The sequence below is a fragment of the Alistipes sp. AM16-43 genome (assembly GCF_003435745.1).
Taxonomy (GTDB): domain Bacteria; phylum Bacteroidota; class Bacteroidia; order Bacteroidales; family Rikenellaceae; genus Alistipes; species Alistipes onderdonkii.
On sequence record NZ_QTUQ01000005.1, the window covers coordinates 167,281 to 182,873 of the forward strand.

Consider the following 15,593-nt stretch of genomic DNA (forward strand, 5'->3'; position numbering starts at 1 on the left):
CCGGATTAGAGGTTGAGCTTCAGGCCGCCGCGCTTGATCAGGCGCAGGGTGATGATGATTTGCTGATCGGACGTGAAATCGTAGCCCGGATAGTATTTCTCCAGCAAGACGGGGAGGATGATTTCGGCACCCTCGATGATCTGCCGCAGGTCGCTTTCGAAAAGTTGCGTCTCCCTGATCTCGTTCGTTATGCCGGGTTCGACCGTTACGTCGAACCGGACGTTCGTAGGCGAGAAATAGGGCACGAGCCGCAGGCTCACGGGCAGGGCGCTCGTGATGCTGCCGTAGAGGTGCAGCGTGTTTTTGGGGTTGGGGGTGCCTTCACTGTCGAGATTCTCGCAGAGCATGTCCACCACGTCGCCGCCGATGTCGATCTTACCGATGTCGTAGGTTACATCCTGGACTTTGAGCTCTGTCAGGTAGCTGCCGGCCAGGGATTTGACCTCGCCCGAAAGCCGGTCGTGCAGCATCGGCATATTGCGGAACGCTTCGATGAAGACCGGTTTGAAATCTGCCGGATCCGTATTCGGGGGGAGCAGGGGCAGGAAGGTCGAGAGGTATTTTTCCGCCAGCAGGTCGGCGACGGCGGTGATCTTGGCATCGTCGTCCATCATCTGGTCGATCAGTGCATCGAGCAGCGGCGTGATTGTCTCCGGGGTGTTCTGGAGTTCCCGCAGGTCGACGTATGCGGCGTTTCCGGGCAGGGGCGAGGGAAGCCAGATGTCCGCTTCGTCGAAGAGCGTTTTGATGTCCGCACCTCCTTCGTTCAGTTCACTCATACTTACGTATACCGTGGCCAGCGGCAGCCGGTATTCCGAGTCCTCGTCGCCGATGGTGACATCGTCCGTGTTCACGTTCGACAGGTCGTAAGCGTTGTCGATACAGGACGATGCGAGTGCTGCGGCGAAGAGAAAAGGTAAAAATTTTCTCATAGGGTTTGGGTTTGTTTTCAATGTGCCGCAAATATATGCCGTTCCGACGAATAAAACAAAAAATCAGACGTTTTAGTTTATGCGTGTGTCAAATGCGGCCATCTCTGCGTGCGCCGGAGGCATGCCGCAGGGGATGGCGCGTTTTGTGAAATAATTGCTACATTTGCATTGCGATTAACGCTATGGCGGGAACCGAAAAAAACAACCTCAGGGAGCAGGTGGCGATGCTGCCGCTGTCACCGGGCGTCTACCAGTTCGTAGACCGCTCGGGGACGATCATCTACGTCGGTAAGGCCAAGAGCCTGCGCAAGCGGGTTTCGTCCTATTTCGTGCAGAGCAAGGAGCACAGCCCCAAGGTTCGCGTGCTGGTGAAGCAGATCGCCGAGATCCGCCATATCGTCGTGGACAGCGAAACCGACGCCCTGTTGCTGGAAAACTCGCTCATCAAGACCCTCCAGCCGCGGTACAATATCCTGCTCAAAGACGATAAGACCTATCCGTGGATCGTGGTGCGCCGCGAGCATTTTCCGCGCGTGCAGTCGACGCGGCAACTGAACCGCGACGGGTCGCAGTACTTCGGCCCCTACGGATCGGTGATGATGCAGCACAGCGTGCTGGATTTCATCCGCGAGGTGGTTCCCTTGCGTACCTGCAAACTCAATCTCGCTCCCGAGCAGATCGCCAAGGGAAAATATACGGTCTGCCTGCAATACCACCTGGGCAACTGCAAAGGCCCCTGCATCGGGGCGCAGGGCGAAGGGGAATACGGCCGGCTCGTCGACATGGTCGTCGCGGTGCTCAAGGGCGACCTGCGCCCCGTGCGTAACTACCTCGAACAGGAGATGCAACGTGCTGCCGGGGGATTGAAATTCGAATTGGCGCAGCGCTACAAGCAGCGCCTCGATGCGCTGGACAACTATGCGGGCAAGTCGGTGATCGTCAGTGCGAAGATCGTCGACGTGGATGTTTTTTCGCTGCTTCCGGACGACGATGTGGCCTATTGCAATTTCGTGCGTATCCGCCACGGGTCGGTCGTGGGCGTTTATACCGTGAAACTCAAGACGGGTGTCGGGGGCGACGAACGCGACATGCTGACGCTGGCCATCCAGCATGTCGTCGAGCATATTGCCGGGACGCTGGCCCGTGAGGTCATCGTACCGTTCCTGCCTTCGACGACGCTGCTGTTCGACGGTGTGACCTTCACGGTGCCCAAGCGCGGCGAAAAGCTCGAACTGCTCGAATTCTCGCAGAAGAGCGCCCGTATCTACCGCGCCGAGCAGCTCAAGAACCTCGAAATCAAAAATCCCGAACGATATACCGAGCGGTTGATGAATGCCCTGCAGAAGGAACTGCGCCTCGATCGCCAGCCGCGGCACATCGAATGCTTCGACAACTCCAATCTGCAGGGGGCCCATCCGGTAGCCTCGTGCGTGGTGTTCCGCGACGGAAAACCCGCACGCAAGGAGTATCGTCATTTCAACATCAAGACCGTGGAGGGCCCCGACGATTACGCTTCGATGCGCGAGGTCGTCTTCCGGCGTTACAGCCGCCTGCAGGAGGAGGGGGCCGAGCTGCCCGATCTCATTATTGCTGACGGCGGGAAGGGGCAGATGGGCGTCATTCACGAGGTGCTGGAGTATCTCGGGCTGGACATACCTGTCGCCGGGCTGGCTAAGAACGACCGCCACCGCACCTCCGAGTTGCTCTGCGGATTCCCGCCTGTCCTGGTCGGCATCCGTCCCACTTCGCCCCTTTTCCACTTTCTGGCGCACATCCAGGAAGAGGTGCACCGTTTCGCCGTCTCATTCCATCGTCAGAAACGCAGTAAGGCCTTTATCCATAGCGAACTGGAACAGATCGAAGGCATCGGTGACAAGACCGTCCGTACGCTGCTGCAACATTTCCGCACCGTGGCCAAGGTCAAGGCGGCACCGTTCGAGGAGTTGACAGCGCTGGTCGGCCCCGCCAAGGCGAAAAAAATCAAGGCTTTCTTTGAAAAATAACCGGATTTTTTGAAAATTGCGAAGAATCGACTATCTTTGCCCTCCCGATTCTACGGAAGAGGCTTGCCCGGATGGCGGAATCGGTAGACGCGTTGGTCTCAAACACCAATGACAGCAATGTCGTGCCGGTTCGACCCCGGCTCCGGGTACTTTTTTAATACGCCCATGATTTAATAATCAAATCATGGGCGTTTTTTATTTGCCATGAATTGGGCATTGACCCTTTCTCTGTTTGCTGTAAAGATTTTCTATTTTTTCAAAATACAAAATCAGCAAAATCTGTCTGCGGAAACCGGAGTATTGCGTTGTTATGGCAGACAACGTGCTACTAATCTCTATTATTCCGGTTCCCGCGAACAGATTGTAAACGAACGGCGGCGGGATTCAAATGCAGAAATGTTTGCAATGGTTCACCGCGACCAAAAGGCCCGCCGCCGCAGAGTTATCTTTTTTTACCCCACTTGGGGCGTATGTCGAGGAAAATCTCGAAATTCAAGCGTGGCATGGGACGAGCCAGCACCGAAAGATACTCCTCGTTAAACAGGTTTTTGACCGCGATCTTCACGGAAAAATCAGCCCAGGGTACGGCGAAAAGTTTTTCGACCGACATGTCGCTCATAAGATACGGAGGTACATATCCCGAGATCGTGTAGTCGTTGCTCGACATGGTGAAGCGTTCGCTATACCAACACCATTTGTAGAGCAGCCGCCAGCTTTTCCATGCCAGCCGCGCCGTTACCGACGCCGAGAACTCCGGTACATAGACCAGTTGTTTGCCGATGGACTCGTCGCCCTTGCTCATCGGCTCGCTCTCGTTGATCGAGGGCGTCCACGAAAAATTGCCGTCGGCACCGACTTGCCAGTCACGGTTCCAGGTTCGGTCGAAGCCCGCCTTCAATTCCACTCCGTAGGCATGTACTTTTTTGAGGTTCTTCGGCGTCCAGAAATCCTGCTTGCCTCCCAGCGGTATCCACAGAATCCAGTCGTCGATGTAGGAATCGAACCACGTCGCCTCGCCGTGAACCGCGTACCGACCCTCTTTGGCGAAGGCAAACGATACGCCGCCGTCGTAGGTGAAGCCGTGTTCGGGCTGCAGGTCGGGATTGCCGCCCGGCTGGAAGTAAAGGTCATTGAGCGTGGGGAAACGGTAGTTGCGCGAAATGGATGCCTTGGCCCGGACGTTTCCGGCTTTCGAGAGCATGTAATCGGCATAGAATGCCGGAATGAGCGGCGTCCAATCCTTGCCGTACATATCCTCTCGCAACGCCAGCGAGAGGCCCAGCCGTTCGGTAGGCGTCCACTTGGCAGTCATATAAGCAGATAGTTCCGTGCGGGCTTTGTCGTAACCGACCACCGCCTTGTCGCCCTGCTGGGTGATGATGTTGCGATCCTGATTTTTCGCGAAATGCTGGTGCAGGGCAATGTCGGCCGAGAAAAGCCATTTTTTGCCGACGTAAAATTCGCTGTTGCCCGATGCGAAAAGCGTGTTTACCTTGCTGCGCGAAGTAATCATGTAGGCCCATTCGCCGTTACCTTTGTCACGGGCGTAATCGTAGCCGAGCCATGTGTGGATGTAACCGGCTTTTGCTCCGACCTTGTATGTAGGACGCAGATGATCCCACGAGAGTACGCTGCGCAGGGTGCGTTCGCGCTGCTGGTGCAGAATATCCTTCGGATCGCCGTAATCGACGGTCGTTTGTGAAAGGCCGCGCTTGGAGGTGAGAAACCAGGCGTTCAGCCCGAAACGGTCGCCCTTGCCGGTATTGTAATAGACCTCCTGCAAGGCGTGAAAGTCATGAAAATCGCCGTCACGGTGGGTTTCGATGGGGTGGTAGGTGTCGATAATATTTTTATCGTCGTCGTAGACATTTTCGTTCTTGTCGCGGTTGCGGTACTTGAATTCGTTGGGCGACGAGGAGTAGACCACGCGCGTCGAGGTCTGCCAATGGTCGTCGCCGTAGGTCAGCCGCAGAAATTCGTCCGTCGTCCAGAACGAGCCGATTCCCTGTGTATACTGCATTTTGAATCCGTGTGTATCGGCGGGTTTGGTCGCCAGTGTGATCGCCCCGCCCAGACCGCCGCCCACGACGTTGAGCGACGAGGTGCCGTGCAGCAGCGTCGCGTCGTCCACGAAATAGGACGGGATCATCGAAAAATCGGTCATGCCCAGCATCGGGGAGTTGATACGCATGCCGTTCCACATCACCTGCGTGTGCGATGCCGCCGTACCGCGAAATGCCACGGTAGAAAGCGTGGCCCGGCCGTACTGTTTGATGAAGATTGCCGTATTGAACGTCAGCACGTCGGCCATCGACAGGGCGATGTTCTCGTGCAGGACGAGGGTGTCCAGTTGTGTTTTTTGTACGCCGATCTCTTTCATCGGACGAATTCCTGTAACACCGACCTCACGAATGGGCATCACCAGCGAGGGGTTGTTGTTCCACCAGCCGTTGCCGGCCGGTTTTTCTTGTGCAGTGATTGTTGCGGCGAGGCACAAACCGATAAACAGAAGTATTGGTTTCTTCATATTGCGTATCGGTTTAATACCAACAAAAAGCCCCCGGAATAATTCCCACCCGGAATTCGTCGAGCAACTCTCCTTCGGGCGAATAGCGGTAGACGATCCCCTTCTGTTGGTAGTCGATGGCGTCGGCCACGTATACTTCCGACGTGTTGGGGTCGATGGACAGGCCGTAGAATTTCGTCTGCTTGTATTTGAGGAACGGCCGCACGGGGACGTGATCGGCCACCACCGGCATCCGCCAGATATCGTTGTTGATGAAGTAGAGCGTGTCGCGTCCGCCGTTGAGCTGCACCTCCGAGGGCCAGTCGCCGAATTTGAATTTGAACTGTTTTTCGATCCTGAAAGTTGCGGCGTCGATACGGTAGAGCGAGGGGGCCTCGTGCCCGTAGGGACTGCCCTCATAACCGCCGTCGGTGATCGTCCACATCTTGTCGTACTTATCCATCACCAGCGACGTGGGCTGGATGCCGACGACCAGCTCGTCGACCACCTTGTCCGTTTCGGTGTCGATCTTCAGCAGCCGGTTCTGATAAGACCAGCAGTTCACGTAGACGTATTTGCCGTATTGCACCATCTGTTCGGTCGAACCGGTTTCCATCGTCATACCCGGGCAGTCGATGTATCCCGTAATCTCGAACCGTTTGGGATTGACGATGAAAATGCGGTTGTCCCAGATTTGTGTGACATAGGCTTTTTCGTCCGACAAAAAATGGATATAGCGCGGGGAGGTGAGGTTCGTGATGCGCCCGACTTCTTTGAAGGTCACGGGGTCGATGGCAAAGATCACATGCGAATTATTCACGACGATCCAGCCCAAGCCGCCGTACATCGTCATCGACTGTGCCACGTCGCCCAGCTTCTGATCGTTGGCGCGGAAGAACACCTCGTTGTCGATCTTACGGGTTTGCGTGTCGTAGAACGAGAGCGTGGCATTGCCGTATTGGAAATTCCCCTCGTTGGTGATGAACAGCCCGTGTCCCACCTCGGGGCGGACTGCGATCTCCCGACCGAGATCGTAGTCCCACTTCATACAGCCGGTGAGAACCGAACAACAGCCTGCGACGATGAATATAAAGCGGTTCATCCTACGGCTTGACATACTCCCCTGCGGTTATTTGCTCCCAGGTCGGATTATAACCGTTGCCCGAGACATTCCACTTGTCGGCCGAAAGTGACGGCAGCGCATTTTTCAGCCCGGAGAAATCGGTCATCTTGCCCCAGTATTTGATATCTACCGAACCGATTTCAGTGACGCCCGCGAAATCGGCCATGCCTGTCAGCTTCATTTGGCTGGCCGCACCGGAGTAGGTTCCGCCCCAGAATTTGAATACCCCGATCTTGCGCAGCAAGGGTAATTCGAGATCGCCTTCATCCACATACTGCATATAGCTCGTGTCCCACTTGTCCGTCACCTCGGTAAGTTTCGGGGCGCTGAGTTTTTTGAGGTACGAACAACTGCTCATCTGGAAAGTTCCGACTTGCTCCAGATCGGGAAATGAAACAGTTGTCTGGCCGCTGGCTTTGCCGCCCGACTGCGAATAGGTACCGATGGATTTAATGCCGGGGAAGGTAATCAGGTCGTTCTGCGTATAATTGGAAACGCTGAGTTTTCCCGAGATGGTTTCAGCGCCTTCGAGTGCGGTGAAGTCGCACGCTCTCGAACCGCCGTTCAGCGACAGATCGCCCAGCGCATTTTTCCGAACCCTGACCTTCGCCAGTTTGTAACAGGCGATCAGTTCGACCTTCGGGAGCGACTCCACGCCCGACAGGTCGAGCGACGGCAGCAGGTTCAACTGGTAAAAATAGATGTTTTCGCAGGCCGTGAGCCGGGGGATGGAGAGTGTTTCGATCAGAGAAAGGTGGCGCAGGTAGAACTGTCCTCCGATGGTTTCGAGCGCGGGCAGTTCGAGCCTGTCGCTTGAAAATTTCGTGTCGATCTTAAAATCCGCACGTACCTTTTCGAGCGACGAGAGGTCGATGCTGGAAAGCATGGCTGCAGAGCTACTGTCCGAGAGCGAGAACGAGGCCAGCGAAGGAACTTTCGGCATTGCGAATGTGGTCGCTGCCGTCAGGTAGTTCCAGGTAAATGCACCGCCCAGATGCACCAGTTCCGGCATATTGAGTACTTTGAGCTGTGTCAGGTAAGTCAGCGTGCAGTTGCCGCCGATGGAGGCGATCTTCGGGAGTTCCAATAACTGCAATTCGCTGAGATACTGGAGCGACAGCGAACCCGTTACTTTTTCGAGCGACGAGAGTCCGAGTGCGGCCAGGGCCTTGTTGCCGGTCGAGGCATTTGTGCCGGAGAGGATCGTCAGATCGCCCGTACACTCCTTCAGCGCCGGAACATTGAAAACGGAGAGTTTGGCTGCATTGATATAGACCGTCCCCGTCGATACGAGTTTCGGCAGGTCGAGTTTGGCGACCGTATTGCCGTTTACCGAGAGCTGTCCGAGCGATTCGAGGGCGGGCAGTACCACGTCGAAATCCTGGGCGGTCGTAAGCGGCGTGGTGGCCGTTCCCAACACCAGACCGCCTGCCGAACGCAGGTTTTCGAGCCCGGAGAGTTTTTCCCCGGCGAATGAGTTGCCTACGACGATGTTGTAGCGCACGTCGGTCAGTCCGGCTAACGGCGCAAGGTCGGTCACGGGATCGTCGCAGGCCGAAAAATCGCCGATCGTGAGGTTTCCCTCGATCACCGTCGCACCCGTTGCGGCGAACGCTTCGACATCGGCCTGTGTCGGCAGTGCGACGCTGCCGGTCGTAACGTCGTTACGCTTGACCGAGTAGGCGTAGTCGCGCAGGGTCTGGTTATAGGCCATGACGCGGAAACGGTGTTCGTTGTCCCAGTCGGTGATCCTCGCCGGATCGGGGTACAGGATCGCCTGCTCGCAAAGTTCGTAGTCAGCAGTAGCACCTTCGAGCGACACATTGCGGGGAATGGAAACCACGATTTCGTCGCCGACGAGTGCGGCGCGGTATACCGTTCCGTCCTTGGCGGTGAGCGCGAACGAAGTGATGTGGTTGTCGATGCCGGCAAAGGGCTGGTTCTCCTCTTTGTCGTTGCAGCCGCAGAACGCGAAAACCGCTGCGGCCAGAATCAGTATTTTTCTCATCGTATTATTTCTTTTTGGTCATGTTGTAATCGAATACGCCGAACACTTCGGTCGAAATTTCGCCCAGCCAGCCGCTTTTTGCCTGAATGCCGGTCTGCACCTTGACAAAGTCGATGTATTTGAGGCCAGCGGGCTTGCCGTCGAAAGTGACGGCGTCGGAAATCCGGAAATGGTTGGCGTTGACGCCCGCTCCGGAGTTCGGATCGTCGGTCAGACGGTCGATCGGGCTGAAGTTGTCCGCGTAGCCCCAGTCGTAAGCCGGATTGACCCAGTAGGAACCGTTGCCCGACTGGTCGTAATTGTTGGCCTTGAGGCAAGTGCCGCGCAGCGTGTAGCTGTCAGCCTCGACCCATGCCGGATAATAGTAGTCCTGCGTATGGAATTGCGAAAGGTAATCGACGGAACCGCTCGCACCCTTGTTGTCCGTCCACTGCACCTCCATGCCGGCAGCGCGTGGACGGTAATAGGTCACGGCATAATCCTGTGTCGTTTCAGGCTTACCGTATTCGGAGCCTTTCAGTTCGTACCATGTGTCGTTCGGCAGTCCGTCGCCGTTTTCGTCCTGCATGACCCATACGATGCCCGGTTCGGATGAACCGTCGAACGAGTTGCCCGAAACGCCGATGTTGTAGCCGCCGTCATTTTCAATGCTGTGGTCGAAGCCGACTACCAGATAGCCGCCGAAAGCTCCCAGCGACACATAGGTGTTGAGTTTCATCTGGGACTCGGCATAGGCGCACGCTGCGTCCATCGTCGTCACGTCATAACGTTCGTTGACGAATTGTCCGGGAGCGGCAAGGAACTCGTAGACCTTGTTCCAATCCTTGCTGCTTGCCGGAGATCCGGCACGGTAGTATCGGCCTTCTGCGGGGCAGACATTGACGGTCAATTCCTGAGGAACCGTCAGATATGAGTTTTTCATTTCGACTTTGACCGTGTACGTTCCTTCGGCCGATTCGGAGAAAATATATACCGGATCGGAGGACTGTTGCACCTGTTTGCCGTTTACCGACCAGGTATAACTGGCATCGAACGCATTGGTAATGTCGAAAGGCATCAGACGGATGCGGCGGCCGGCGGATAGGTTGAAGACCGTCTGATCGAATGTCCAGCCGAACGGCATTTCGTCGATCGTGCAGACTTTTACCCCGAATTCCTTGCTGTCCTCGCCGTCCTCATTGCGGGTGGCGAATTCGAGCGTATAATCTCCGGCTTCGGACGCGTCGAATGTAAATTCCTTTTCGGAGGAAACCTCTTTGCCGTTCACGCTCCATGTGCAGGTCGTGGGGATCGAGGTGTCGATTACGGAGGGTTTCAGCGTCAGAGGACTGCCGACCAGAATCGTATACCCTTTTTCGGGAACCGGCAGGCTGATCGTCGGAATTTCCAGTTCTACCACATCCACACGCAGCTCCTCGGAGGCCGTGCCGTAGCGATTCGACACTTGGAGGAGCACGAACAACTCGCCTACGGTTTGTTCGCACACCGTAAGGGCGGGTTGCGTGCCGACGACTTTTCCGTCGATTTTCCACACATAGAGTGCCTTGTCCGCGTTTTCATAAGTGGGGCTGATCGTCAGTTCCCGGCCTGATTTGATGGTGTAAACCGCATTCTCGCTGTCGAGCGTGATACGGGGGGCCGTCTGCGAATCGACCTCGATCACATCGTCTTTGTTGCAGGACGACAACACGAACAACGCAGCAAATAAACAGGATAACAGTTTTTTCATCTCTTTATGCTTTATTTGTTAATATACGCTTCGGAGAAACGGTAGACGAAATCGATCCCGGCCGGGCTGGCACCTTTCTGCGTGGGATAGGAAAAATGGTTGATTTCCGAGGCGGAAGTTCCGCTCACGTCATAGGTGTAGATATTCGAATCGACGTAGCTCGACTTGCCGACCCACAACACATTGGTTGTCGGATGCTGCCCCATAATGCCGTAAATCGTTTCATTTCCAGATAGATATTTGTAATCGACGGTCTGCGTCTGGTAATTGTACCGCGTTGCGCTCGTGGCGTTGAAAGCATCGGTATCCACAAAATAGAGATAAGGATCGGTGAAACTGGCGCACATGCCGATAGCCGGAGACCATGTTGCGATCGGGAATCGAACACCTCCGGAAAGTTCTTTTTCCGAAACGACCGTGCCAGAGTGATCGATGCCAACGATCATCGGATCGGAGGTCAGGGTTCCCATATTCGGGCTCGTGCCGGAATAGGTTCCGGCAAGGGCGAAATAGATATTGCCGTCGGCACCTTTGACGATGCCTTTTACTTGCCGGCCCTCATAGGTCAGCCGCTTTTCCACCGTTCCGCTTTCGGCATTGATGATAACGACGCTGTGTCCGCATCCCGCATAAATCTTACCCCGTGAATAGACCATGCGGGTTTTGATCGCGCCCACCGAAGTAAAGGCTCCGAACGTGCCTTCGAGGGTCGCGCCGATTTGCACCGAATTTTCACCGAGGGTCAGGGCGACTATGCCCGAAGTGCTTTCCATACTTGAATCGGAATATTGAACATAGGCTTTCGTTGCACTTACAACGACCAGATGCTGAGGCCATGTGTCTTTGTCTTCGGGGGTTTTAAATACCAGCGGGTCGGCGAATTCCATGCGCATCGTCCGGGCATCGCACACAACGAAACGGCCTGCGCCGCCCATGCGGTCGCCGTTCTGGGTTAACAGGTAGATTTTTCCGTTGGCCATGAACATATCCTGTACGACGTTGCCGATCTCCAATCCGCCGTTGGCCTGCTCGAATACCTCCCGGTACTCCTTGCCGGCCTTGTCGTAGTAGACCAGCATACCGTTTACTGAAGTCATATTGCCTTCGCAGACCACGAACGTACCGTCCTTGTCCGTGTAGTCCACCGAAGCGCACACGTCGGCCGAGGCAAAGACCGTATTCCCTTTTTTATCGATCCCGATCAGCGTGATGATGCCACCTGAGTAAGCTGCATCCGAAGCCGCCGGAGCCTGCACGGTTACGCTATTTTTCGCAAGGTTCAGCGACGCCTTCCACCCTTCGGGAATATTCATGAAGTCGGCGGTTTCCACATCCGTCGTATTCAGCGTCAGCGTCTTTTTCTTGCCGAAGTCGAATACGAAGTACGAACGGCCGTCGTCGGGCTGTACAAAACAGAATGAGGACACCGAAGTTTTTGGAATGACGATTTCCGTGCCGTCGGTCAGAGTGAACGTTACGGCATCGTCGCCGTCGCTGACCGATTTGAAGAACGAATCCCCGTCTTTTCCGTTGCTTCCCGTCGCTTTTACGTCGTTGCCGGCCGCATCTTTGATGCGCGCTCCGTCCACAATCCAGTAACCGTCGGCATCGACGGCCATTTCGGGTTTCGAACCATCTTTGCCAGCTACCGGGATTTTGTGGCCGTTCGCATCGGTCAGCCAGTTGCCCTTGCCGCCGATCGTCCAGTAGTAGCCTCCCTCGAAGAGGTCGATACCGACCTCCGGGGCATTCGTACCGTTCTTGCCGTCGGCAATCGAAACGGAGGTGTTGTCGTTGAACGTGATGGTGTATCCGGTGTCCGTCTGGGTCACATCGGAGATCGTCTTGCTTTGGCGCAGGGCATCCACAAGCGTTTGCAGCGCCGAAACCTCTTTGTTGAGTTCCGCGAGTTGGGTCTTGATCCCGTCGATCTCCTTCCACAGATCGTCGTCGTCGTACGAGCAGCTCCATGTCGCAGCACCGAACAGGGTTATTGCCAAAAGGGTAAATAGTTGTTTCATGCTTTTCAGATTTTAATTATTAATCGGTTTGATTTCCGGGGGATAAAAAACGCCTGCCGACAGGCGACGGCCTGCGGCAAGCGTAGAGGATGAACAGGAGATCCGGACGGGGCGCGGATTAGCCTCTCCCGTTGTATAACCCTGTCTGTTATGAATTATTCCCATTGTCATTCGAATCACGCGGGTGATTGCACGACAGGAAACTGCTGAAAATCAAATCGGGGAGGGAGTGCGTTGCGATAACGACGACCGTACCATTCGATTCCAACCCGAAACCCGCGGGTGCAAATCAATCGTTAAGGCAGGTCTTCTGACTCGTCCCGTTTATCGCGCCTTCCCAGTCTAAACCAGTGGCAAAGAGTACGATAAACAACTTCTCCCGAAGGAGGGGACTTACAGCAGCGAGTACTGTTCCGGATTTTCACCGGATTCCCTTTTCATCCTGTCCGGCATACCGGGCAGGAACCATAACGGCGTAAAGGTAATTATTTTTTTTGATTGTTATACAAATCACAAAAAAAATCGCCCGGCCTCGCAATCGGGAGGGCGTAGAATTTCCGTATCGGTAGGGATCTGCCCGGGTAAAATGCGTTACTCCTGTGCGCGGCTTCCAGCAGAGATCGGTTTTGTGCAAAAATAACGCTTCCCGAATAACTGCCAGCCGTATTTCCGCAATTTGTCCATCCCGTAAATTTATCGATATACGAATAATTTGCACGTACTTGCATCTCCCGGAGGCATTTCGTATTTTTGCATGTCCTGCAAAAGGGACGAACCCGCTATGAAAGGATTTTTGTTGCCCGGGTGCTGGCCGGCGGAGTGGTTTCTGGCGGAGTGCAGCAAAAAGTACCGACAAACAGCGAAGTTATGAAAACAAATACATCGACGATCCGCCTGGTCTACCCGCAATGGCAGGGCGGTAATGTCGCGGCGATGGTACCCGAGGTAGAGAACCCCGACGATGCCGCACGGGGATATTACCTCGGGGCGCAGCTGCTCGACTTCCTGGCTCCCCGCGGCGGGCAGGAAACGCTCACCGTTCCCGTCTCCACCCAGATCGGGGAACGCAGGGTGACGGACGGTGTACTCGACCGCGACGTTATCCTCCGGCAGACGAAAGCCGCGCTGGGGATGCTGCGGGCGAGCGATCCCGGCAGGATCGTGACCCTGGGCGGGGATTGCTCTGTGAGCGTGGTGCCGTTTACCTACCTTGCCGCGAAATATGGCGGCGACGTGGCGATGGTATGGATCGACGCCCATCCCGACATCACGCTTCCGGGCGATCCCTATCCCGGCTACCATGCCATGGCCGTGACGGCCTGCATGGGGCACGGCGATGCGAAGATCGTGGCGGAACTGCCCGCCGCATTCGACCCGTCGAAGATCCTGTTCGTAGGGTTGCGCAACTGGGAGCGGGACGAGATTAAGGCCCGCCAGCATCAGTACGGGATAAAGCATCTCACCCCCGAAGAGGTGGCTGCGGACAGCGATGCGCTCCGGGCCTGGCTGAAATCGTGCGGGGCGTCGAAGGTGGTGGTTCATTTCGATATGGACGTGCTCGACCCGGCGGAGATCGTTGCGGCGGTCGGCACCGATCCCGACGGGATGAAAATAGAGGCGGTCGTCCGCGTGATAAACGATATTGCGGCTGAAAAGGAGCTGGTGGGCCTTACGGTCGCCGAGCCGATGCCCCGTACGGCGATCCGGCTCAGGGATATGCTGGGCAGGTTGCCGTTGCTGGAATAGCCGCCTTATGCGATACGCCGTCGAATCCCCGGGAGTTTCCTTCCCGGGGATTTTTCAAATCTTCGTCCTGCTGCACATCGCGCCTTTCCCCGGTTTACAGCCCCGTCCCGTTCGCAACGAGGATATAGGCGTTGAGGTAGGTGGCGAAGAGGAGCCAGCAGAGGTAAGGGACGAAGAGCCATGCGGCAGCGGCGCGTACGTTTGCACTGCGGACGAGATAGAGAATCACCAGGACGTCGAGCGCCACGATGTCCACCATGCCCAGCAGGGGGCTGCGGCAGACGAAGAAGAGTATGCTCCACAGGAAATTGCACCCTAACTGGAGGAACCACAGCCTCACCGCACTTTTACGGGCGGGGGCTTCGGAGGTCAGTACCAGCCCGCCCGAGATACCCATGCAGAGGTAGATGATGCTCCATGCGATCGGAAAAACCGCATTGGGCGGTGTCAGCGTCGGTTTGTCGAGCAGCGGATACCATTCCTCGATCGCGTCTTGCTGCAACCATCCGGCAAGTCCCCCGAGAACGAAACACAGCGCTGTCGGGAGAATATAGGCCCATATCTTTTTCATGGCGTTATTGTTTTGTTCCGAATTTACAAAAAAAATGCCCGATGCTCCGTTTCCCGGCATCGAAATCGCATTCCAGCTATGCGCAGTTGCTTTGTTTGTCCCACGTTGCGATACGGCAGTCGCCCGGTGCCTTGACATTCCCGTCGAGGATGACCTCCCCGTAGCTTTCGGCCGTGAGCGAACCGCTGCGGGGGTTCTTTACGCTGCGGACGGGGCCGTCTATGGCAGCCTGCAATGTCGAATATTCGAACGCCAGGTCGCAGTCGTCGGCCATCGTACAGTTTTCCATGACGAGATCCGTGGCGTAACACAGAGGCTGGGTGCCCGATATTTTGCAGTTGACCAGCCGCAGCCGCTTCGAGTGCCAGCCCAGGTACTCGCCGTTGATCTCGGAGTCGTAGACCGTCACGTCCTCGGTGTTCCAGAAAGCGTCCTTCGAGTTGATGACGGCGTTGCGGATCACCACGTTGCGGCAGTATTGGAACGAATAGTTGCCTCTTTGTGCGTAATCCTCTATGCGGATGTTTTCGCCGTGCATGAAAATGTAATCGCCCTTGTCGACCCGCACGTTGCGCAGCCGCACGTTGCGGCAGTGCCAGAGCGTTTCCTGCGCAAAAGGCAACCGTACGTTCTCCAGCCGGATGCCGTTCATCTCGCGGAACATCTTGGGGGCTTCGACCAGCGTGTCGCTCATCGTAAGGTTGCGCGAATACCACAGCGCCGCGCGTGCACCTTCGGTGAAGAGGCAGTTCCGGACGACGAACCCGTCGACGTGCCAGAAAGGGTATTTGCCTTCGAAACGGCAATCGACGGCTTCGATGTCCGAGCACTCCTTGAGTGCCGATTCGCCGGCCTGGACGGTTACGTGCTCCATGCGCAGGCCGTGCGAGGCGAACAGCGGGCGTTCGCCTCCGTAGGTGGTGTTTTTTATCTGCATCATTGTTGTTTTTAGTT

The 15,593-nt window shown here is 56.0% G+C and carries 10 protein-coding genes, 1 tRNA gene and 1 riboswitch; of the genes, 3 read left to right on the forward strand and 8 right to left on the reverse strand.

Annotated elements, in window-relative coordinates; genetic code table 11:
- Positions 1-5: 5 nt before the first annotated feature.
- Positions 6-932: a hypothetical protein gene (locus DW189_RS10745; RefSeq protein WP_117508086.1), complete on the reverse strand. Its 927-nt coding sequence runs from the start codon at positions 930-932 to the stop codon at positions 6-8.
- A 182-nt stretch (positions 933-1,114) separates the two neighbouring features.
- Between DW189_RS10745 and uvrC the strand changes: the two genes are divergently transcribed.
- A complete protein-coding gene (gene uvrC / locus DW189_RS10750; RefSeq protein ID WP_117508088.1) occupies positions 1,115-2,935 on the forward strand; it encodes an excinuclease ABC subunit UvrC in 1,821 nt (606 codons plus the stop codon).
- A 65-nt stretch (positions 2,936-3,000) separates the two neighbouring features.
- Positions 3,001-3,084, forward strand: a tRNA-Leu gene (locus DW189_RS10755).
- A 293-nt stretch (positions 3,085-3,377) separates the two neighbouring features.
- Here the strand turns inward: DW189_RS10755 and DW189_RS10760 are convergent.
- Genes DW189_RS10760 through DW189_RS10780 form a run of 5 tightly spaced genes read right to left on the reverse strand, consistent with a single transcriptional unit; the run spans position 3,378 to position 12,322 of the window.
- Positions 3,378-5,462, reverse strand: coding sequence for a TonB-dependent receptor plug domain-containing protein (locus DW189_RS10760; RefSeq protein ID WP_055202398.1), 2,085 nt, complete (start codon positions 5,460-5,462; stop codon positions 3,378-3,380).
- A gap of 13 nt (positions 5,463-5,475) precedes the next feature.
- Positions 5,476-6,558: a YncE family protein gene (locus tag DW189_RS10765; RefSeq protein WP_172678680.1), complete on the reverse strand. Its 1,083-nt coding sequence runs from the start codon at positions 6,556-6,558 to the stop codon at positions 5,476-5,478.
- Entirely contained in the window at positions 6,545-8,572 is a 2,028-nt protein-coding gene (locus DW189_RS10770) for a hypothetical protein (RefSeq protein ID WP_117508090.1), read from the reverse strand. Before DW189_RS10770 ends, DW189_RS10765 begins: the two co-directional genes overlap by 14 nt.
- A gap of 4 nt (positions 8,573-8,576) precedes the next feature.
- The gene (locus tag DW189_RS10775) at positions 8,577-10,301 is read right to left on the reverse strand and encodes a PKD-like domain-containing protein (RefSeq protein ID WP_022333048.1); all 1,725 of its coding nucleotides are present in this window, start codon (positions 10,299-10,301) and stop codon (positions 8,577-8,579) included.
- Positions 10,302-10,312: 11 nt separating this feature from the next.
- Entirely contained in the window at positions 10,313-12,322 is a 2,010-nt protein-coding gene (locus DW189_RS10780; protein ID WP_117508092.1) for a DUF5074 domain-containing protein, read from the reverse strand.
- Between the two features lie 282 nt (positions 12,323-12,604).
- Positions 12,605-12,807: riboswitch (cobalamin riboswitch) on the reverse strand.
- Positions 12,808-13,189: 382 nt separating this feature from the next.
- Here DW189_RS10780 and DW189_RS10785 point away from each other — a divergent pair.
- Positions 13,190-14,068 (forward strand): arginase family protein, encoded by an 879-nt coding sequence (locus tag DW189_RS10785; RefSeq protein ID WP_174760533.1) that lies wholly within the window; start codon positions 13,190-13,192, stop codon positions 14,066-14,068.
- Between the two features lie 94 nt (positions 14,069-14,162).
- Here DW189_RS10785 and DW189_RS10790 read toward each other — a convergent pair whose 3' ends face one another.
- Together DW189_RS10790 and DW189_RS10795 are read right to left on the reverse strand one after the other, a co-directional pair.
- Complete coding sequence (locus tag DW189_RS10790) at positions 14,163-14,639, reverse strand: TspO/MBR family protein (protein ID WP_117508217.1); 477 nt, start codon at positions 14,637-14,639, stop codon at positions 14,163-14,165.
- 76 nt (positions 14,640-14,715) lie between these two features.
- Positions 14,716-15,579 carry a DUF3737 family protein gene (locus tag DW189_RS10795; RefSeq protein ID WP_117508094.1) on the reverse strand — a complete coding sequence of 288 codons (864 nt, stop codon included), beginning with the start codon at positions 15,577-15,579 and terminating at the stop codon, positions 14,716-14,718.
- Positions 15,580-15,593 lie beyond the last annotated feature (14 nt).

What these genes read in the sequence shown, in the direction of transcription:
- DW189_RS10775 (WP_022333048.1), bottom strand. Translation starts at nt 10,301, where the DNA reads ATGAAAAAACTGTTATCCTGTTTATTTGCTGCGTTGTTCGTGTTGTCG.
- DW189_RS10745 (WP_117508086.1), bottom strand. Translation starts at nt 932, where the DNA reads ATGAGAAAATTTTTACCTTTTCTCTTCGCCGCAGCACTCGCATCGTCC.
- DW189_RS10770 (WP_117508090.1), bottom strand. Translation starts at nt 8,572, where the DNA reads ATGAGAAAAATACTGATTCTGGCCGCAGCGGTTTTCGCGTTCTGCGGC.
- uvrC (WP_117508088.1), top strand. Translation starts at nt 1,115, where the DNA reads ATGGCGGGAACCGAAAAAAACAACCTCAGGGAGCAGGTGGCGATGCTG.
- DW189_RS10785 (WP_174760533.1), top strand. Translation starts at nt 13,190, where the DNA reads ATGAAAACAAATACATCGACGATCCGCCTGGTCTACCCGCAATGGCAG.
- DW189_RS10780 (WP_117508092.1), bottom strand. Translation starts at nt 12,322, where the DNA reads ATGAAACAACTATTTACCCTTTTGGCAATAACCCTGTTCGGTGCTGCG.
- DW189_RS10760 (WP_055202398.1), bottom strand. Translation starts at nt 5,462, where the DNA reads ATGAAGAAACCAATACTTCTGTTTATCGGTTTGTGCCTCGCCGCAACA.
- DW189_RS10765 (WP_172678680.1), bottom strand. Translation starts at nt 6,558, where the DNA reads ATGTCAAGCCGTAGGATGAACCGCTTTATATTCATCGTCGCAGGCTGT.
- DW189_RS10795 (WP_117508094.1), bottom strand. Translation starts at nt 15,579, where the DNA reads ATGATGCAGATAAAAAACACCACCTACGGAGGCGAACGCCCGCTGTTC.
- DW189_RS10790 (WP_117508217.1), bottom strand. Translation starts at nt 14,639, where the DNA reads ATGAAAAAGATATGGGCCTATATTCTCCCGACAGCGCTGTGTTTCGTT.